Source organism: Fluviibacter sp. (genome assembly GCF_057744235.1).
This window is the reverse complement of the sequence record NZ_JBIJFP010000004.1, coordinates 74,333-89,616: the sequence shown is the minus strand read 5'-3', so window position 1 is coordinate 89,616 and position 15,284 is coordinate 74,333. Positions and strand designations below refer to the sequence as shown.

Genomic DNA, 15,284 nt, shown 5'->3' with positions numbered 1-15,284 from the left:
ATGCAATAGCAGGTGCAAGAGTTTGTGCGCTCAAGGTAGTCGATGCGAAACAGGCATGCCCTAAAAAGCATAGAAGTAATGCGCGTTTAATGCACTTATGAAGAGTCATGATCGGTCGAGTTAAGTTTCTTGTACGTAATTACACCAAACAAAAGAGGTGGCGTTTGTAAATTTTTGTAAATACCAAGCGCACCTCGGCTATCCGGCTGATATGATTTCTGTCGTAATCAGGAGAACTCATGCAAAGCTCGATTTTAGTTGTCGATGACGATGCAAGATTGCGCGCTTTGATGGTCGAGTTTTTAGCCAGACATGGCTATGAAACTCTTAGCGTTAACGGCGGCAAAGCGCTCGATGAAGCCCTACAAAGCCGCTCTTTCAGTCTTCTGATTCTCGACGTCAATATGCCCGGAGAGTCTGGCCTAGAAATTTGCCAGCGGCTCCGCAACGCCGACGACTTCACCCCGATTATTATGCTTACTGCGCGCTCAGAAGATGTGGATCGAATTCAGGGTCTGGAGTTTGGCGCTGACGATTATGTACCCAAGCCTTTTAATGCCTTGGAATTGCTGGCCCGCATAAGGGCTGTTCTTCGGCGGCATGCTCATGTACCAATAACTAAACCTAAGCCACCGCCTTCAGTACTCGCATTTGATGATTTCATTTTTGATGGGCGGCTGCCGCGACTGACATACCGCAATCAAACAGTGCGTTTGAGTCCAACGGAGTTAGCTATTCTCAAAATTCTGATAGAACAGCGAGCACAAACCGTCGATCGAACGACGATAACTCAAGAGCTACATGACCGAGAAGCCTTTCCCGATGAACGCACCATCGATGTCTTTGTCTCAAGAATTCGTAAACAGTTAGGCCTGAGGTCAGATGGTCTGCCGTATATTCAGACAATCAGGAATAAAGGGTATATGTTCCTCGAGTATCCGCGTCATACAGAGTCATGATGGCAAGAATAAGTTTAAAGCGCCGTCTCAAAATTTTCAGCAGTTTCTGGCTCTGGTTTGCAGGGGCTTTATTTATCAACCAGATTATCCTCATAGGATTAGTTGCATTTGCTGCACAACAAACATTCGGTTACAACTTCGCCAGCGTTATGATTGGCATAACAAAAGCTATTCAACAAATTAGTGCAGAGACAGGCACCAAAGGGTTGTTGAGATACCAAGCTGCTATCGCTCAACTCCCTAACATAGGCATAATTGACAAGCCGCTTGAACATGTGGATACGCTCCAATACCCGGGGTTTCGCGCCATCGTCAACAGTATCAATGAGATTTCAGCAGGACATTTAACCGCGTCATTCTCAAATCAAACCACCCCGACCATCAGCGTTACTTCGGCCGAAAATAACTCGCCGACCGTTTTTTTTCAAGGTGTCGGCAAATATCACTTCTCATTCATCCTGAGTTTGTTATTCATTTCGCTCTTGTTGCAAAGCGCTATTGCCGCCTATTGGATTGCCACGCGAATTACGACTCCACTACAGAATCTTTCCGATCAGGCAACGCTGCTCGCACTTGGAGATGAATTACATCGTATAGAAGTCGATGAAAATTCCTCGCCAGAAATCCGGGTGCTTTCAAACACGCTCAATGATATGAGGGTCGCGCTTGATGCAATGATTTCGGACAGAGAACAAATTCTTGAGTCGATTGCCCATGATTTACGCACCCCATTAAGTCGACTTGGCATTGGATTAGAACTCATTAAAAGCAAAAGCCCCGCTGCGGTTGAATCTCTTCTAGAAGATGTTTCTGAAATGGGTCTTTTTTTGAACCAGTTTATCGAGCTTTCAAAACTTAACCGTGAGGTAATCGAGCCCTGGATAGAAGGAAATGTAAACTCACTCATCACGGAGATTCATAATAATTATGCTCGTGCCGGCGTAACAATTGATTTGCAGACTGATCATACGCCAGCAATCATTATGTACAAGCCGGTGGCATTAACAAGACTTATATATAACCTGATTGACAATGCAATTCGGCACGGCGCCGGCACCATCAAACTCGGGATTACAATTCAAGACGAGCACGTATTGCTTTATGTTGAAAATACGCTTAGCGCTTTTTCTCACAGACCTGCTAGCCAGATACAGGCGGTTGGTCCAGCAGAAGGGACTTACTCATCAGGGCTGGGTCTAAAAATCATCCACCAATTCGCTAAGGTTCACAATGCAACGATTTCAGAATCGAGCAATGACCAGGCACAAATCTACAGAGTAACTTTTAATCGTAAACTTTGAATTTCTTTGCTATGCACCAATAAAAAACCCAGCCTAAGCTGGGTTTTTTATTAGGTGGCGACTTAACTTTTGGTTAGGCAGCAGCCTGTTCAGTTTCAACCGCTTCAGTCACTTCCGGACGGTCAACCAATTCCATGTAGGCGATCGGTGCATTGTCGCCCGGACGGAAGCCGGCTTTGAGGATACGGGTGTAACCACCGTTGCGAGCCAGGTAGCGTGGGCCGAGCTCATTGAAGAGCTTGACCACCATTTCACGATCACGTAGACGGGCAAAAGCCAGACGACGATTGGCAACCGTCGGGACTTTGGCCAGAGTGATGATCGGTTCGACAACGCGACGCAGTTCCTTGGCCTTCGGCACAGTCGTGCGGATAGCTTCGTGACGCAGCAGGGCGTTAGTCAGGTTGCGCAGCATGGCCAGACGGTGGCTGCTGGTGCGGTTCAGTTTGCGAAGACCGTGACGGTGACGCATGGTGAGTTCCTTTCGTTAATCCGGCGATCAGTTACGCTCGAGACCGGCTGGCGGCCAGTTGTCGAGACGCATACCTAGGGTGAGACCGCGCGAAGCGAGCACATCCTTGATTTCGTTAAGCGACTTGCGACCCAGATTCGGGGTCTTCAGCAGCTCGTTTTCAGTACGCTGAATGAGATCGCCGATGTAGTAGATGTTCTCGGCCTTCAGGCAGTTTGCCGAACGCACAGTCAGCTCCAGATCATCGACCGGCTTGAGCAGGACCGGATCAATCTGCGTTGCCTTACCACCATCAGCACCGTTGGAAGTGCCTTCGAGGTCAGCAAACAGTGACATCTGGTCGATGAGGATGCGGGCGGCAATGCGCACGGCTTCTTCTGGATCAATGACACCGTTGGTTTCAATGTCCATGACCAGCTTATCGAGATCGGTGCGCTGTTCCACACGGGCGGCTTCAACCGAATAAGCAACACGACGGAGCGGGCTGAAGCTGGCATCCAGCATCAGATGACCAATGACCTTGTGCTCTTCGGCTTGCTTGCGCTGGTTGGCAGGCACGTAACCACGGCCCTTTTCGACCTTGATTTCCATATCCAGCTTGCCACCTTGCAGGTGGGCAAGCACGTGATCCGGATTGATGATCTCAACGTCATGCGGCACTTCGATATCCGAAGCACGCACGATGCCTTCACCCGATTTGCTGACCTTGAGCACCACTTCGTTGCGGCTGTGCAGCTTGAACACAACGCCCTTCAGATTGAGCATCAGGTCAACAACATCTTCCTGCACGCCATCGATCGTCGAGTATTCGTGGACAACGCCATCGATCTTGACTTCGGTCGGCGCATAGCCATCCATCGACGACAGCAGGATGCGACGCAGGGCATTACCCAGCGTATGACCATAACCACGCTCGAACGGCTCCATGACCACCTTGGCGTGAACCGGAGAGATGGTCTGGACATCGATGCTGCGCGGCTTTAATAGTGCATTTCCTTGCATGAGCGATTCCTGTTATTGATTCAAAAGTAAGCTGAAAACTCAGTGAGCCTTTGGGCTTACTTCGAATACAGTTCGATGACGAGGCCTTCGTTGAGGGTCGGCGACAGCTCAGAGCGCTGCGGCATGGCCTTGAAGGTACCCTTGCCAGCCTTGACATCCACCGCCAACCACTCGGGGAAACCACGGCCTTCAGCAGCTTCCAGAGCGGCCTTAACGCGCAGTTGACCCCGCGAAGCTTCGGTCAGCTCAACGACGTCACCGGCTTTCAGGGTGTACGACGGGATGTTGACGCGCTTGCCATTGACGAGGATACCGTTGTGGCGAACCAGCTGACGTGCTTCGGCACGCGAACCGGCAAAGCCCATGCGGTAGGTGGTAGCGTCCAGACGGGCTTCCAGCAGTTGCAGCAGGTTTTCACCGGTCTGACCTTTGCGGCGATCAGCTTCGAAGAAAATCTTGCGGAACTGGCCTTCGAGCACGCCGTAGATGCGACGGATCTTCTGCTTGGCACGCAGGTGGACACCGTAGTCAGACAGACGGGCACCCGAACGCTGACCGTGTTGGCCAGGTGCGTAGGCACGGCGCTCGATGGCGCACTTGTCGCTGAAACATTTCTCAGCCTTGAGGAACAGCTTTTCGCCTTCGCGGCGGCACTGACGGCATTTCGGATCGAGATTACGAGCCATGTCAGGTTCTCCTTAAATACGGCGCTTTTTCGGAGGACGGCAGCCGTTGTGCGGCACCGGAGTCACATCCGAAATTGCAGTGATCTTGATACCCAGTGCGTTCAGTGCACGCACGGCCGATTCGCGACCCGGACCCGGGCCCTTGATGCGGACTTCCAGGTTTTTGATGCCGCATTCCTGGGCAACTTTACCGGCAGCTTCGGCAGCAACCTGAGCAGCGAACGGGGTTGACTTACGGGAGCCCTTGAAGCCGGCGCCGCCCGAAGTCGCCCATGACAGTGCGTTGCCCTGGCGATCGGTGATCGTGATGATGGTGTTGTTGAACGATGCGTGAACGTGAACGATCCCGTCAGCAATGTTCTTCTTAATCTTTTTACGGACTTTAGTCGATGTCTTGGCCATGTCTGGTGCCTTTCCTTATCGATTACTTCTTACCAGCGATCGCGGCCTTGCGCGGACCCTTGCGGGTACGGGCATTGGTACGCGTACGCTGACCACGGCAAGGCAGACCCTTACGATGGCGGAAGCCACGGTAGCAGCCAAGATCCATGAGGCGCTTGATGTTCATGGTGACTTCGCGGCGCAGATCACCTTCGACGGTGAACTTGGCGACTTCGTCACGCAGACGCTCCATGTCAGCATCGGTCAGATCTTTGATCTTGACCGAACGCGTAACACCGGCAGCGTCACAGATTTTCTGTGCACGGGTACGACCGATGCCAAAAATGGCAGTCAGTGCGATTTCGGCATGTTGATGGTTGGGAATGTTTACCCCAGCAATACGAGCCATTGAGTATCCTCAGTCTCTACTGAACTTGAACAATTGCGTCGACGACGCAATTAACCCTGACGCTGCTTGTGGCGCGGATCGGTGCAAATCACACGCACCACACCTTTGCGGCGGATGATCTTGCAGTTCCGGCAAATGCGCCGTACCGAAGCCAAAACTTTCATTACCTACTCCTTTATGTCGACGTTCCGCCCAGCCGTGGCTTTCCGTCGGGTTCTTGCGTAGAGATTTAAAACAAAAAAACGTCCCCAGATCTCACTTAGACCGGAAAGTGATCCGGGCTTTGGTCAGATCGTAGGGGGTCAATTGCACGGTGACTTTGTCACCGGGCAGAATCCGAATGTAATGCATGCGCATTTTACCGGAGATGAAGGCGTGGATCACGTATCCGTTTTCCAGTTTTACCTTGAAAGTTGCATTCGGAAGGTTTTCTAGGACCTCCCCCTGCATCTCGATCAGGTCTTCCTTTGCCATCTTCTTACCGACCGCCTAAACCGCCTTTGAAGTTTGCCTTCTTGAGCAGATTTTCGTATTGATGCGACATTGCAAACGCCTGCACCTGGGACATGAAGTCCATGGTGACGACTACGATAATGAGCAGCGAGGTGCCGCCAAAGTAGAACGGGACGTTCCACTTAAGAATCAGGAACTCCGGCAGCAGACACACGATGGTGATGTACATGGCACCAATCAGGGTCAGGCGGGTCAGAATTTTTTCAATGTAACGCGAGGTTTGTTCGCCCGGACGGATCCCGGGAATGAATGCACCGCTCTTCTTCAGGTTATCCGAGGTTTCACGGGTATTAAATACCAGGGCAGTGTAGAAAAAACAGAAGAAGATGATGGCGGCAGCATAAAACAGGATGTAGAGCGGCTGACCAGGTGACAGACCGGTTGCGATATCCTTGAGCCAGACCATATTCTCACCTGAACCAAACCAGCCGGCCAGCGTTGCTGGGAACAGGATGATCGAGGAAGCAAAAATCGGGGGGATGACGCCGGCCATGTTGAGCTTGAGCGGCAAGAATGACGACTGACCACCGTACAGCTTGTTGCCAACCTGGCGCTTGGCGTAGTTGACCAGAATACGACGCTGGCCACGTTCAACAAAGACAACGAATGCAGTCACTACGATCACAATCGCTACAATCACGATGGCGGTCAGTGGGTTCATGGCACCGGTGTTTACCAGTTCCAGAATGCCACCCAGCGAACCCGGCAGTCCTGCGGCGATACCTGCAAAGATAATAATGGAGATGCCATTACCCAGACCACGTTCCGTGATCTGCTCGCCCACCCACATCAGGAACATGGTGCCCGTCACAAGGGTAATCACGGTTTCCAGGCGGAATCCCATGCCGGGGTCAAGCACCAGGCCTGGTTGCGCTTCCAGCGCAACGGCAATACCCAGCGCCTGGAAGAACGCCAGAACGACGGTGCCATAGCGGGTGTACTGCGAAATCTTATGCTGACCTGCCTGGCCTTCTTTTTTCAGGGCTTCCAATGCAGGACTGGCGACGGTCATCAACTGCATGATGATTGATGCCGAAATGTAGGGCATGATGCCTAGGGCAAATACGGTAAAGCGGGACAGCGCACCCCCGGAGAACATGTTAAACATGCCGAGGATGCCGTCCTTTTGACGCGAAAAAAGATCAGACAGCACCGACGGATCAATGCCCGGTACCGGGATATGAGCGCCGATGCGATACACGATGAGTGCGCCCAGCAGAAACATCAAGCGACGCTTGAGTTCTCCGTGCTTGCTACCCTGCGTGAGTGCATTTTGCTGCATGTCTGATCTGTTCCTGTCTTATTACGCGGCGTCGATGCTGCCACCGGCGGCTTCGATGGCAGCCTTGGCACCCTTGGTCGCACCGATGCCTTTGAGCACAACCTTGCGGCTGAGTTCACCGGACAGGACAACCTTGGCAGCCAATGCCAGCGTCGAAACAACGCCACACTGCTTCAAAACCGCCAGATCGATTTCATCGACCGGAATGTTCTGCAGATCGCTCAGGCGGATTTCAGCAACGCGGGCACGTGTCAGCGACACGAAACCACGCTTCGGCAGGCGACGATGCAGCGGCATCTGACCGCCTTCGAAACCAACCTTATGATAGCCACCCGTGCGCGACTTCTGACCCTTGTGACCACGGCCCGAGGTTTTGCCCAGGCCGCTACCGATGCCACGACCAACACGCTTAGCAGCGTGCTTGGCACCGGCGCCGGGTTTGATGGTATTGAGTTCCATAACTTCCCCTTAGACGCTTTCGCTCTTCACGAGGTATTGAACCTTGTGAATCATGCCGCGGACGGCCGGGGTGTCTTCCAGCACAGCGGTCGAGTTAACACGGCCCAGACCCAGACCACGCACGGTGGCGCGGTGATCCTGCTTGGTACCGATAACGCTCTTGACGAGCGTAACCTTGAGTTTTTTGTTCGACATGACTTACCCCAGAATTTCTTCGATGGTCTTGCCACGCTTGGCGGCAACTTCTGCCGGCGTGTTCATGGCCTTGAGACCGTTCAGGGTGGCGCGAATGACGTTGTACGGGTTTGTCGAGCCAAGGCACTTGGCAACGACGTTGGTAATACCGACAACTTCAAACACGTTACGGACAGCACCGCCGGCGATGATCCCAGTACCTTCCGGTGCCGGCTGAATGATCACCTTGGCTGCGCCGTGACGGCCGATCAGCGTGTGCTGAACGGTACCGTTCTTCAGCGATACCTTGAACAGGCGGCGGCGGGCTTCTTCCATGGCCTTCTGAACTGCCAGCGGCACTTCACGGGCCTTGCCCTTACCCATACCCACACCACCATCGCCGTCACCGACCACGGTCAGTGCGGCAAAGCTCATGATGCGGCCACCCTTCACGGTCTTGCTAACGCGATTGATGGCTACCATCTTCTCGCGCAGGCCAGAATCTTCACGATCTTCAGCCTGCTGCGGTTTGCGACTTTGTGCTTTCGCCATAGTTATCCTCGATTCCTAACGGCTTAGAACTTGAGACCGTTTTCACGGGCAGCTTCAGCCAGAGCCTTAACGCGGCCGTGGTACTTGAAACCCGAGCGGTCAAAAGCAACCTGTTCAACGCCGGCCTTGAGCGCACGCTCAGCGACCAGCTTGCCAACCGTTTGTGCAGCAGCGACGTTACCGCCGTTCGGCACATCCTTGCGGAGTTCGGTTTCAACAGTGGAAGCAGCAGCCAGTACCTTGCCACCACAGGCCGAGATGACCTGGGCGTAGATGTGCTGGTTGGTGCGGAACACGCTCAGGCGAACGGCCTTCAGTTCGGCGATGCGAGCGCGTGCCTGACGGGCACGGCGCAGACGCGACTGTTTCTTATCTTTCATGAGGCACCCTTACTTCTTCTTGGTTTCCTTGAGGATGACGACCTCATCGGCATAACGCACACCCTTGCCTTTGTATGGCTCCGGCTTGCGATAGGCACGAATTTCGGCAGCAACCTGACCTACCTGTTGCTTGTCGATCCCCTTGATCAGGATTTCGGTTTGCGACGGGGTTTCCACTTTGACGCCAGCGGGCATCTTGTGAGCAACCGGGTGCGAGAAACCGAGCGAGAGATTCAGGGTGTCGCCCTGAGCCTGGGCGCGGTAACCCACGCCAACCAGGGTCAGTTTCTTTTCGAAACCCTTCGAAACGCCATTAACCAGATTGGCCAGCAGTGCACGGGTGGTACCCGACATTGCGGCTGCATTTTCAGCACCGGCAACAGCTTTAACCTTCAGTTCTGAACCTTCCAGCACAACGTCAACTGCCGGATTGCGCGCCAGCGTCATGGTGCCCAGCGGGCCCTTGATACTGATCTGCGCACCAGCAACGTTCACTTCTACACCTTGCGGTAGGGCGACTGGATTCTTAGCTACGCGAGACATATCGAACCCTCCCTTACGCGACGTAGCAGAGCACTTCGCCGCCGACATTGGCTGCACGGGCCCTACGATCAGTCATGACACCCTGCGGGGTCGAGACGATTGCAATGCCCAGGCCATTCATGACGCGGGGAATCTCAGCAGACGGTTTGTAGACACGCAGGCCAGGACGCGAAACGCGCTCAACGCGTTCGATAACCGGGCGGCCAGCGTAGTACTTCAGACCAATTTCAAGTTCCGGCTTGGCTGCTTCGCCACGCACGGCAAAATCCTCAACGTAACCTTCATCCTTGAGCACTTTTGCAATAGCCACTTTCAGCTTGGAGGAGGGCATACGCACCACCAGCTTTTGTGCCATTTGCGCATTGCGGATGCGGGTCAGCATATCGGCGATCGGATCACTCATTGCCATATCAAATCCTCCTGCTTACCAGCTGGCCTTGATCACGCCCGGGATTTCTCCCTTGAAGGCGAGCTCACGGATCTTGTGACGGCACAGACCGAACTTACGGAAGGTGCCACGGGGACGGCCCGTCAACTGACAGCGGTTGCGGGTACGGGTGGGGTTAGCGTTACGCGGCAGTTGCTGCAACTTGAGGCGCGCTTCATAGCGCACTTCTTCGCTTTGCGACTGGTCGCTGATGATTGCCTGGAGGGCTTCACGCTTTTTGGCGAACTTCGCGACAAGAGCGCGACGCTTCGCTTCACGATTGATCAGGGCTGTTTTGGCCATAATCGCCTCAATTCTTGAAAGGGAACTTGAATGCAGTCAGCAGAGCCTTGGCTTCGCTGTCATTCTTCGCGGTGGTCGTGATGCTGATATTCATCCCGCGCAGAGCATCGATCTTGTCGTACTCGATTTCCGGGAAAATGATCTGCTCTTTAACGCCCATGTTGTAGTTACCACGGCCGTCAAAACCCTTGCCTTGAATACCACGGAAATCACGGACGCGCGGCAGAGCCACGGTGACCAGACGATCCAGGAATTCAAACATGCGCGGACCGCGTAGGGTCACCATGCAGCCCAGCGGGTAGTTATCACGGATCTTGAAGCCGGCGATCGACTTACGAGCCTTGGTAACCACCGGCTTCTGGCCAGCAATCTTGGTCAGGTCGGACACTGCGTGTTCCAGAACCTTCTTGTCAGCAACAGCCTCACCCACACCCATGTTCAGGGTGATTTTGGTGATGCGCGGCACTTCCATCGGCGACTTGAAGCCGAATTCCTTCATCAGCGCCGGGGCGACCGAGCTCTTGTAAAAATCTTGCAAACGTGACATGCGGATCCCCTTATGCCTCAACCTGTTCGCCGTTCGACTTGAACACGCGAACCTTGCGACCATCGTCGAGCACCTTGAAGCCGACGCGGTCACCCTTGCCTGCTTTGGCATTCCACAGAGCCAGGTTGGAAACCTGAATCGGCATATCCTTATCGACCAGACCACCTGGCGTACCCAGCATTGGGTTCGGCTTGGTAGCCTTCTTGACACGGTTAATGCCTTCTACAACAACGCGGTCTGCATCGACACGGAGAACAACAGTGCCACGACGGCCCTTGTCCTTACCGGTGGTGACGATGACTTCGTCGCCTTTACGAATCTTATCCATTTGGCGGCTTCCTTATAGGACTTCAGGAGCGAGCGAAACGATCTTCATGAAACGCTCCGAGCGCAACTCCCGGGTCACCGGGCCGAAGATACGGGTACCAATCGGTTCAAGCTTGTTGTTCAGCAGGACGGCGGCGTTGCCATCGAACTTCACCAGCGAACCATCGGTACGACGAACACCCTTGGCAGTGCGAACGACGACGGCATTGTAGACGTCACCTTTCTTCACGCGGCCACGGGGGGCTGCATCTTTGATCGACACCTTGATGATGTCGCCAATGCCGGCATAACGGCGCTTGGAGCCGCCCAGCACTTTGATACACATTACAGAACGCGCACCGGTGTTATCGGCGACGTCCAGAATCGACTGCATCTGAATCATCATTAACTCCAACTTGTCCCGCTACCAGCAAATGGCGCACGGGCAGTCTTGGGTTTCAAAAACTTACCGAACAGCGCACCACACAGTTGTGCGATGCAAAGTTACAGCGAAAGAGGCCGGATTATAACGAAGAAATCCGGCCTTTGCAAGAGGTGCAACATCATTACACCTCTTTTTTTCTTACACGACCTCTGCACGCTCCAGCAACTTGGCGATCTGCCAGGTCTTGGTGCGGGACATTGGGCGGCATTCAACGATCTGGACGAGGTCTCCCATCTTGGCATCGTTGTTGGCGTTGTGAGCATGATACTTCTTCGAACGCACGATGATCTTGCCGTACATCGGGTGCTTGACACGACGCTCAACCAGCACGGTGGCTGTTTCTTGCATCTTGTCGCTGACGACGCGGCCGACGAGCGTGCGGTTCATACCAGTCTTCTCAGTCATGATTAGACCCTTTCACGGAGAATGGTGCGCACGCGAGCGATGTCGCGACGTACCTTGCCGAGCTGGCTGGTATTGCTCAGCTGCTGCGTGCCCTTCTGCATGCGCAGAGAAAACTGGGCCTTCAGCAGCTCAAGCAGTTCCTGCTTGAGCTCGTCGTTCGATTTATTTCTGAGTTCAGTTGCTTTCATTTCTTACCCCAGGTGGCGAGTCACGAAGACCGTGCGCAGCGGCAGCTTGGCAGCAGCCAGCTTGAATGCTTCACGGGCCAGCGCCTCATTGACGCCATCCATTTCGTACAGAACCTTACCCGGCTGAATTTCAGCAACGTAGTACTCCGGGTTGCCCTTACCGTTACCCATACGGACTTCAGCAGGCTTCTTGGAGATCGGTTTGTCCGGGAATACGCGGATCCAGATACGACCGCCACGCTTGATGTGACGGGTCATGGCGCGACGCGCGGCTTCGATCTGGCGCGCCGTCAGACGGCCGCGATCGGTTGACTTCAGGCCGAATTCGCCAAAAGCAACGGTAGCACCGCGAGTTGCCAGGCCGGTGTTACGACCTTTCTGTTCCTTACGGTATTTACGACGTGCGGGTTGCAGCATTATGCACCTGCCTTTCTAACACGCTTGGCGGCCGGCTTACGGTCCGACTTGCCATCATCTTCACGCGGACGACGCGGTGCACGCTTCGGTTCTTCAACCACAGCAGGCTGCTCGCCCGGAGCCAGATGCTCGCCCTTGTAGACCCACACCTTGATACCGATCAGACCGTAGGTCGTCATGGCTTCCGAGGTTGCGTAGTCGATGTTGGCGCGCAGGGTGTGCAGGGGCACACGACCTTCACGGTACCATTCGGTACGGGCAATTTCAGCACCATTCAGACGACCCGAGCTCATGATCTTGATGCCCTGGGCACCCAGACGCATGGCGTTCTGCATTGCACGCTTCATGGCGCGACGGAACATGATGCGCTTTTCCAGCTGTTGCGCGATCGAGTCGGCGATCAGCTGAGCATCCGTTTCCGGCTTGCGGATTTCTTCGATCGAAACGTGAACCGGTACGCCCATGATCTTTTGCAGATCCGAACGCAGCTGATCAATTTCTTCGCCTTTCTTGCCGATAACCACACCCGGACGCGCCGAGAATACGGTTACACGGGCGTTCTTGGCAGGACGCTCGATCAGAACCTTGCCCACGGAGGCGTGAGCGAGCTTCTTCTTCAGGTAGACGCGGACTTTATTGTCCTCGGCCAGCATGCCAGCGAAATCCTTATCGTTGGCATACCAGCGCGAGTTCCAGTCGCGGGTAACGCTGAGGCGGAAGCCAGTTGGGTGAATTTTCTGTCCCATAGCGATTCCTTAGTTGCCCACGGTCACAAAAACGTGACAGGTCGGCTTAGTGATACGGTTACCACGGCCCTTGGCGCGCGCAGTGAAGCGCTTGAGCACCATACCCTTTTCAACGTAGATGGTCTTAACGATCAGTTCGTCAATGTCGGCACCATCATTGTGCTCGGCATTGGCGATCGCTGATTCGATGACCTTCTTGACGATCAGGGCACCCTTTTTCGGGGAGTACGCCAGGATGTTCAGCGCCTGGCCCACGGATTTACCGCGAACGAGGTCTGCAACGAGACGGCCTTTTTGCGCCGAGAGGCGCACGCCGCGCAGTACAGCACGAGTTTCCATCATCGGCTCCTTACTTCTTGGCCTTCTTGGCGTTCACGTGACCCTTGAACGTACGGGTCAGGGAGAACTCGCCAAGCTTGTGGCCAACCATGTTTTCAGTCACAAACACGGGAACGTGCTGACGACCGTTATGAACCGCCAGTGTCAGACCGAGGAACTCGGGCAGCACTGTCGAACGACGAGACCAGGTCTTGATGGGGCGCTTGTCATTGCTGGCAATCGCTGCCTCGACCTTCTTGATGAGGTGCGCGTCTACGAACGGACCTTTTTTCATTGAACGAGTCATGGTCTATTCCTTATTTCTTGTGACGACGCTGCACGATCATGCTGGTCGTACGCTTGTTGCTACGGGTACGATAACCCTTAGCCGGAGTACCCCACGGCGAGACCGGGACACGACCTTCGCCGGTACGACCTTCGCCACCACCGTGCGGGTGATCGATCGGGTTCATGGCGACGCCGCGAACGGTTGGGCGAATACCGCGCCAACGCGTAGCACCGGCTTTACCCAGCTTACGCAGGTTGTGTTCTTCGTTACCGACTTCACCGATGGTGGCACGACACTCGATGTGCACACGACGGACTTCGCCCGAACGCAGACGTACCTGAGCGTAGACACCTTCGCGGGCCATCAGCTGAACCGACGCACCGGCAGAACGGGCCATCTGAGCACCCTTACCCGGAATCATTTCGATACAGTGGATGGTGGTACCCACCGGAATGTTACGGATCGGCAGAGCATTGCCTGGCTTGATCGGCGCTTCCGAACCACTGATAATCGTTGCACCCACTTCAAGACCACGCGGGGCAATGATGTAGCGGCGCTCGCCATCGGCATACAGCACGAGGGCGATGTTCGACGTACGGTTCGGGTCGTACTCGAGGCGTTCAATCTTGCCCGGAATACCATCCTTGTTCCGCTTGAAGTCGATCAGACGGTAGTGCTGCTTCGAGCCACCACCCTGGTGACGCACCGTAATACGGCCATTGTTATTGCGACCGGAATTCTTCGATTGCTTTTCGACCAAACCAGCAAAAGGGCGACCCTTGTGCAGTTTGTCGTTAACAACCTTGACGACGCCACGACGACCGGGCGATGTCGGTTTGACTTTGACGAGTGCCATTATGCCACCCCTCCTTCAGCAAACTGGATCTCTTGACCCGGCTTCAGGCAGACGAACGCCTTCTTCCAGCCCTTACGACGACCCGTGATCGCACCGCGACGCTTGACCTTGCCCTTGACATTCAGGACCTGGACAGCATCGACTTCGACCTTGAAGAGCAGCTCAACAGCCGCCTTGATCTCCGGCTTAGTCGCATCAGCGGCTACCTTGAAGACCACTTGGTTGTTCTTGTCGGCAACATAGGTAGCCTTTTCGGATACCTGGGGTGCCAGCAATACCTGTAACAGTCGTTCCTGGTTCATCCCCACATCTCCTCAAACTTAGCCACGGCGTTGCGCGTTACCAGCACTTTGGCGTAGCGAACGAGCGAAACCGGATCGGCTTCCTTGGCTTCGAGCACCAGGACATTCGGCAGGTTACGTGCCGACAGCCACAGGTTTTCATCCAGGTTGTCCGTAATCACCAACACCTGATCGAGACCCATGTTCTTGACCTTCTGGGCAACCAGCTTGGTCTTCGGGGCTTCAACGGCGAAGGCATCAACAACCGCCAGACGATCTTCACGCACTAGCTGCGACAGAATCGTCGCCATACCGGCACGGTACATCTTACGATTGATCTTCTGAGCGTAATTCTGTTCCGGCGAGTTCGGGAAAGCGCGACCGCCTCCACGCCAGATCGGGCTCGATGTCATACCGGAACGGGCATTACCCGTACCCTTCTGACGCCACGGCTTGTGGGTGGTGTGAGCAACGTCGTCACGACCCTTCTGCTTCGAGTTGGCGCTGCGGGCATTGGCCTGATAAGCCACAACCAGCTGGTGCACCAGATTCTCGTTGTATTCACGAGCGAACAGCGCATCGGAGGCCTGCAGACGGCTGGCTTCCTGACCCTGATCGTTAACAATCTTCAGTTCCATACGAT

The 15,284-nt window shown here is 54.5% G+C and carries 29 protein-coding genes; 2 read left to right on the top strand and 27 right to left on the bottom strand.

The window, feature by feature from the left end; genetic code table 11:
- Positions 1–239: 239 nt before the first annotated feature.
- Complete coding sequence (locus AC3GOJ_RS04250) at positions 240–959, top strand: response regulator (RefSeq protein ID WP_488236216.1); 720 nt, start codon at positions 240–242, stop codon at positions 957–959.
- Complete coding sequence (locus AC3GOJ_RS04245) at positions 956–2,260, top strand: sensor histidine kinase (protein ID WP_488236215.1); 1,305 nt, start codon at positions 956–958, stop codon at positions 2,258–2,260. Before AC3GOJ_RS04250 ends, AC3GOJ_RS04245 begins: the two co-directional genes overlap by 4 nt.
- 73 nt (positions 2,261–2,333) lie before the next feature.
- Here the strand turns inward: AC3GOJ_RS04245 and rplQ are convergent, their stop codons facing one another.
- The 27 genes from rplQ to rplD form a co-directional block, all read right to left on the bottom strand.
- Positions 2,334–2,732 carry a 50S ribosomal protein L17 gene (rplQ, locus tag AC3GOJ_RS04240; RefSeq protein WP_488236214.1) on the bottom strand — a complete coding sequence of 133 codons (399 nt, stop codon included), beginning with the start codon at positions 2,730–2,732 and terminating at the stop codon, positions 2,334–2,336.
- Between the two features lie 27 nt (positions 2,733–2,759).
- The gene (locus tag AC3GOJ_RS04235) at positions 2,760–3,734 is read right to left on the bottom strand and encodes a DNA-directed RNA polymerase subunit alpha (protein ID WP_488236213.1); all 975 of its coding nucleotides are present in this window, start codon (positions 3,732–3,734) and stop codon (positions 2,760–2,762) included.
- Between the two features lie 56 nt (positions 3,735–3,790).
- The gene (gene rpsD / locus AC3GOJ_RS04230) at positions 3,791–4,420 is read right to left on the bottom strand and encodes a 30S ribosomal protein S4 (protein WP_488236212.1); all 630 of its coding nucleotides are present in this window, start codon (positions 4,418–4,420) and stop codon (positions 3,791–3,793) included.
- 12 nt (positions 4,421–4,432) lie between these two features.
- Complete coding sequence (rpsK, locus tag AC3GOJ_RS04225; RefSeq protein ID WP_162048957.1) at positions 4,433–4,822, bottom strand: 30S ribosomal protein S11; 390 nt, start codon at positions 4,820–4,822, stop codon at positions 4,433–4,435.
- Positions 4,823–4,844: 22 nt separating this feature from the next.
- Positions 4,845–5,210 (bottom strand): 30S ribosomal protein S13, encoded by a 366-nt coding sequence (rpsM, locus tag AC3GOJ_RS04220; protein WP_162048956.1) that lies wholly within the window; start codon positions 5,208–5,210, stop codon positions 4,845–4,847.
- Between the two features lie 50 nt (positions 5,211–5,260).
- A complete protein-coding gene (gene rpmJ, locus AC3GOJ_RS04215; protein ID WP_488236211.1) occupies positions 5,261–5,374 on the bottom strand; it encodes a 50S ribosomal protein L36 in 114 nt (37 codons plus the stop codon).
- Positions 5,375–5,465: 91 nt separating this feature from the next.
- The gene (gene infA, locus AC3GOJ_RS04210) at positions 5,466–5,684 is read right to left on the bottom strand and encodes a translation initiation factor IF-1 (protein ID WP_488236210.1); all 219 of its coding nucleotides are present in this window, start codon (positions 5,682–5,684) and stop codon (positions 5,466–5,468) included.
- Between the two features lie 4 nt (positions 5,685–5,688).
- Positions 5,689–7,005, bottom strand: a complete 1,317-nt coding sequence (secY, locus tag AC3GOJ_RS04205) for a preprotein translocase subunit SecY (protein ID WP_488236209.1) — start codon at positions 7,003–7,005, stop codon at positions 5,689–5,691.
- Between the two features lie 21 nt (positions 7,006–7,026).
- On the bottom strand, positions 7,027–7,464 hold the full coding sequence (gene rplO, locus AC3GOJ_RS04200) for a 50S ribosomal protein L15 (RefSeq protein WP_488236208.1): 438 nt from the start codon (positions 7,462–7,464) through the stop codon (positions 7,027–7,029).
- Positions 7,465–7,473: 9 nt separating this feature from the next.
- Entirely contained in the window at positions 7,474–7,659 is a 186-nt protein-coding gene (gene rpmD, locus AC3GOJ_RS04195) for a 50S ribosomal protein L30 (protein ID WP_162048952.1), read from the bottom strand.
- Between the two features lie 3 nt (positions 7,660–7,662).
- A complete protein-coding gene (gene rpsE, locus AC3GOJ_RS04190) occupies positions 7,663–8,190 on the bottom strand; it encodes a 30S ribosomal protein S5 (protein ID WP_488236207.1) in 528 nt (175 codons plus the stop codon).
- Positions 8,191–8,213: 23 nt separating this feature from the next.
- Positions 8,214–8,570, bottom strand: a complete 357-nt coding sequence (rplR, locus tag AC3GOJ_RS04185) for a 50S ribosomal protein L18 (protein WP_488236206.1) — start codon at positions 8,568–8,570, stop codon at positions 8,214–8,216.
- Between the two features lie 9 nt (positions 8,571–8,579).
- Complete coding sequence (gene rplF / locus AC3GOJ_RS04180) at positions 8,580–9,113, bottom strand: 50S ribosomal protein L6 (RefSeq protein WP_488236205.1); 534 nt, start codon at positions 9,111–9,113, stop codon at positions 8,580–8,582.
- A gap of 13 nt (positions 9,114–9,126) precedes the next feature.
- Complete coding sequence (gene rpsH / locus AC3GOJ_RS04175; protein WP_488236204.1) at positions 9,127–9,522, bottom strand: 30S ribosomal protein S8; 396 nt, start codon at positions 9,520–9,522, stop codon at positions 9,127–9,129.
- Positions 9,523–9,537: 15 nt separating this feature from the next.
- Positions 9,538–9,843 (bottom strand): 30S ribosomal protein S14, encoded by a 306-nt coding sequence (gene rpsN / locus AC3GOJ_RS04170; protein WP_488236203.1) that lies wholly within the window; start codon positions 9,841–9,843, stop codon positions 9,538–9,540.
- A 7-nt stretch (positions 9,844–9,850) separates the two neighbouring features.
- The gene (gene rplE / locus AC3GOJ_RS04165) at positions 9,851–10,390 is read right to left on the bottom strand and encodes a 50S ribosomal protein L5 (RefSeq protein ID WP_488236202.1); all 540 of its coding nucleotides are present in this window, start codon (positions 10,388–10,390) and stop codon (positions 9,851–9,853) included.
- Positions 10,391–10,400: 10 nt separating this feature from the next.
- Positions 10,401–10,718 carry a 50S ribosomal protein L24 gene (gene rplX / locus AC3GOJ_RS04160; protein WP_488236201.1) on the bottom strand — a complete coding sequence of 106 codons (318 nt, stop codon included), beginning with the start codon at positions 10,716–10,718 and terminating at the stop codon, positions 10,401–10,403.
- A gap of 12 nt (positions 10,719–10,730) precedes the next feature.
- Positions 10,731–11,099, bottom strand: a complete 369-nt coding sequence (gene rplN / locus AC3GOJ_RS04155; protein WP_488236200.1) for a 50S ribosomal protein L14 — start codon at positions 11,097–11,099, stop codon at positions 10,731–10,733.
- Positions 11,100–11,279: 180 nt separating this feature from the next.
- Complete coding sequence (gene rpsQ, locus AC3GOJ_RS04150) at positions 11,280–11,546, bottom strand: 30S ribosomal protein S17 (protein WP_488236199.1); 267 nt, start codon at positions 11,544–11,546, stop codon at positions 11,280–11,282.
- A gap of 2 nt (positions 11,547–11,548) precedes the next feature.
- On the bottom strand, positions 11,549–11,734 hold the full coding sequence (rpmC, locus tag AC3GOJ_RS04145) for a 50S ribosomal protein L29 (RefSeq protein ID WP_488236198.1): 186 nt from the start codon (positions 11,732–11,734) through the stop codon (positions 11,549–11,551).
- A gap of 3 nt (positions 11,735–11,737) precedes the next feature.
- Positions 11,738–12,151 (bottom strand): 50S ribosomal protein L16, encoded by a 414-nt coding sequence (gene rplP, locus AC3GOJ_RS04140; RefSeq protein ID WP_488236197.1) that lies wholly within the window; start codon positions 12,149–12,151, stop codon positions 11,738–11,740.
- A complete protein-coding gene (gene rpsC / locus AC3GOJ_RS04135) occupies positions 12,151–12,897 on the bottom strand; it encodes a 30S ribosomal protein S3 (protein WP_488236196.1) in 747 nt (248 codons plus the stop codon). The genes rplP and rpsC overlap by 1 nt, the downstream gene beginning before the upstream one ends.
- 9 nt (positions 12,898–12,906) lie before the next feature.
- Positions 12,907–13,236 (bottom strand): 50S ribosomal protein L22, encoded by a 330-nt coding sequence (gene rplV, locus AC3GOJ_RS04130; RefSeq protein WP_488236195.1) that lies wholly within the window; start codon positions 13,234–13,236, stop codon positions 12,907–12,909.
- Positions 13,237–13,246: 10 nt separating this feature from the next.
- Positions 13,247–13,522 carry a 30S ribosomal protein S19 gene (rpsS, locus tag AC3GOJ_RS04125; protein ID WP_488236194.1) on the bottom strand — a complete coding sequence of 92 codons (276 nt, stop codon included), beginning with the start codon at positions 13,520–13,522 and terminating at the stop codon, positions 13,247–13,249.
- A gap of 10 nt (positions 13,523–13,532) precedes the next feature.
- Positions 13,533–14,360 carry a 50S ribosomal protein L2 gene (gene rplB, locus AC3GOJ_RS04120; RefSeq protein WP_488236193.1) on the bottom strand — a complete coding sequence of 276 codons (828 nt, stop codon included), beginning with the start codon at positions 14,358–14,360 and terminating at the stop codon, positions 13,533–13,535.
- Positions 14,360–14,662: a 50S ribosomal protein L23 gene (rplW, locus tag AC3GOJ_RS04115; RefSeq protein WP_162048936.1), complete on the bottom strand. Its 303-nt coding sequence runs from the start codon at positions 14,660–14,662 to the stop codon at positions 14,360–14,362. Before rplW ends, rplB begins: the two co-directional genes overlap by 1 nt.
- Entirely contained in the window at positions 14,659–15,279 is a 621-nt protein-coding gene (rplD, locus tag AC3GOJ_RS04110; RefSeq protein ID WP_488236192.1) for a 50S ribosomal protein L4, read from the bottom strand. The genes rplW and rplD overlap by 4 nt, the downstream gene beginning before the upstream one ends.
- Between the last annotated feature and the right edge of the window lie 5 nt (positions 15,280–15,284).

What these genes read in the sequence shown, in the direction of transcription:
- AC3GOJ_RS04250 (WP_488236216.1), top strand. Translation starts at nt 240, where the DNA reads ATGCAAAGCTCGATTTTAGTTGTCGATGACGATGCAAGATTGCGCGCT.
- AC3GOJ_RS04245 (WP_488236215.1), top strand. Translation starts at nt 956, where the DNA reads ATGATGGCAAGAATAAGTTTAAAGCGCCGTCTCAAAATTTTCAGCAGT.
- rplQ (WP_488236214.1), bottom strand. Translation starts at nt 2,732, where the DNA reads ATGCGTCACCGTCACGGTCTTCGCAAACTGAACCGCACCAGCAGCCAC.
- AC3GOJ_RS04235 (WP_488236213.1), bottom strand. Translation starts at nt 3,734, where the DNA reads ATGCAAGGAAATGCACTATTAAAGCCGCGCAGCATCGATGTCCAGACC.
- rpsD (WP_488236212.1), bottom strand. Translation starts at nt 4,420, where the DNA reads ATGGCTCGTAATCTCGATCCGAAATGCCGTCAGTGCCGCCGCGAAGGC.
- rpsK (WP_162048957.1), bottom strand. Translation starts at nt 4,822, where the DNA reads ATGGCCAAGACATCGACTAAAGTCCGTAAAAAGATTAAGAAGAACATT.
- rpsM (WP_162048956.1), bottom strand. Translation starts at nt 5,210, where the DNA reads ATGGCTCGTATTGCTGGGGTAAACATTCCCAACCATCAACATGCCGAA.
- rpmJ (WP_488236211.1), bottom strand. Translation starts at nt 5,374, where the DNA reads ATGAAAGTTTTGGCTTCGGTACGGCGCATTTGCCGGAACTGCAAGATC.
- infA (WP_488236210.1), bottom strand. Translation starts at nt 5,684, where the DNA reads ATGGCAAAGGAAGACCTGATCGAGATGCAGGGGGAGGTCCTAGAAAAC.
- secY (WP_488236209.1), bottom strand. Translation starts at nt 7,005, where the DNA reads ATGCAGCAAAATGCACTCACGCAGGGTAGCAAGCACGGAGAACTCAAG.
- rplO (WP_488236208.1), bottom strand. Translation starts at nt 7,464, where the DNA reads ATGGAACTCAATACCATCAAACCCGGCGCCGGTGCCAAGCACGCTGCT.
- rpmD (WP_162048952.1), bottom strand. Translation starts at nt 7,659, where the DNA reads ATGTCGAACAAAAAACTCAAGGTTACGCTCGTCAAGAGCGTTATCGGT.
- rpsE (WP_488236207.1), bottom strand. Translation starts at nt 8,190, where the DNA reads ATGGCGAAAGCACAAAGTCGCAAACCGCAGCAGGCTGAAGATCGTGAA.
- rplR (WP_488236206.1), bottom strand. Translation starts at nt 8,570, where the DNA reads ATGAAAGATAAGAAACAGTCGCGTCTGCGCCGTGCCCGTCAGGCACGC.
- rplF (WP_488236205.1), bottom strand. Translation starts at nt 9,113, where the DNA reads ATGTCTCGCGTAGCTAAGAATCCAGTCGCCCTACCGCAAGGTGTAGAA.
- rpsH (WP_488236204.1), bottom strand. Translation starts at nt 9,522, where the DNA reads ATGGCAATGAGTGATCCGATCGCCGATATGCTGACCCGCATCCGCAAT.
- rpsN (WP_488236203.1), bottom strand. Translation starts at nt 9,843, where the DNA reads ATGGCCAAAACAGCCCTGATCAATCGTGAAGCGAAGCGTCGCGCTCTT.
- rplE (WP_488236202.1), bottom strand. Translation starts at nt 10,390, where the DNA reads ATGTCACGTTTGCAAGATTTTTACAAGAGCTCGGTCGCCCCGGCGCTG.
- rplX (WP_488236201.1), bottom strand. Translation starts at nt 10,718, where the DNA reads ATGGATAAGATTCGTAAAGGCGACGAAGTCATCGTCACCACCGGTAAG.
- rplN (WP_488236200.1), bottom strand. Translation starts at nt 11,099, where the DNA reads ATGATTCAGATGCAGTCGATTCTGGACGTCGCCGATAACACCGGTGCG.
- rpsQ (WP_488236199.1), bottom strand. Translation starts at nt 11,546, where the DNA reads ATGACTGAGAAGACTGGTATGAACCGCACGCTCGTCGGCCGCGTCGTC.
- rpmC (WP_488236198.1), bottom strand. Translation starts at nt 11,734, where the DNA reads ATGAAAGCAACTGAACTCAGAAATAAATCGAACGACGAGCTCAAGCAG.
- rplP (WP_488236197.1), bottom strand. Translation starts at nt 12,151, where the DNA reads ATGCTGCAACCCGCACGTCGTAAATACCGTAAGGAACAGAAAGGTCGT.
- rpsC (WP_488236196.1), bottom strand. Translation starts at nt 12,897, where the DNA reads ATGGGACAGAAAATTCACCCAACTGGCTTCCGCCTCAGCGTTACCCGC.
- rplV (WP_488236195.1), bottom strand. Translation starts at nt 13,236, where the DNA reads ATGGAAACTCGTGCTGTACTGCGCGGCGTGCGCCTCTCGGCGCAAAAA.
- rpsS (WP_488236194.1), bottom strand. Translation starts at nt 13,522, where the DNA reads ATGACTCGTTCAATGAAAAAAGGTCCGTTCGTAGACGCGCACCTCATC.
- rplB (WP_488236193.1), bottom strand. Translation starts at nt 14,360, where the DNA reads ATGGCACTCGTCAAAGTCAAACCGACATCGCCCGGTCGTCGTGGCGTC.
- rplW (WP_162048936.1), bottom strand. Translation starts at nt 14,662, where the DNA reads ATGAACCAGGAACGACTGTTACAGGTATTGCTGGCACCCCAGGTATCC.
- rplD (WP_488236192.1), bottom strand. Translation starts at nt 15,279, where the DNA reads ATGGAACTGAAGATTGTTAACGATCAGGGTCAGGAAGCCAGCCGTCTG.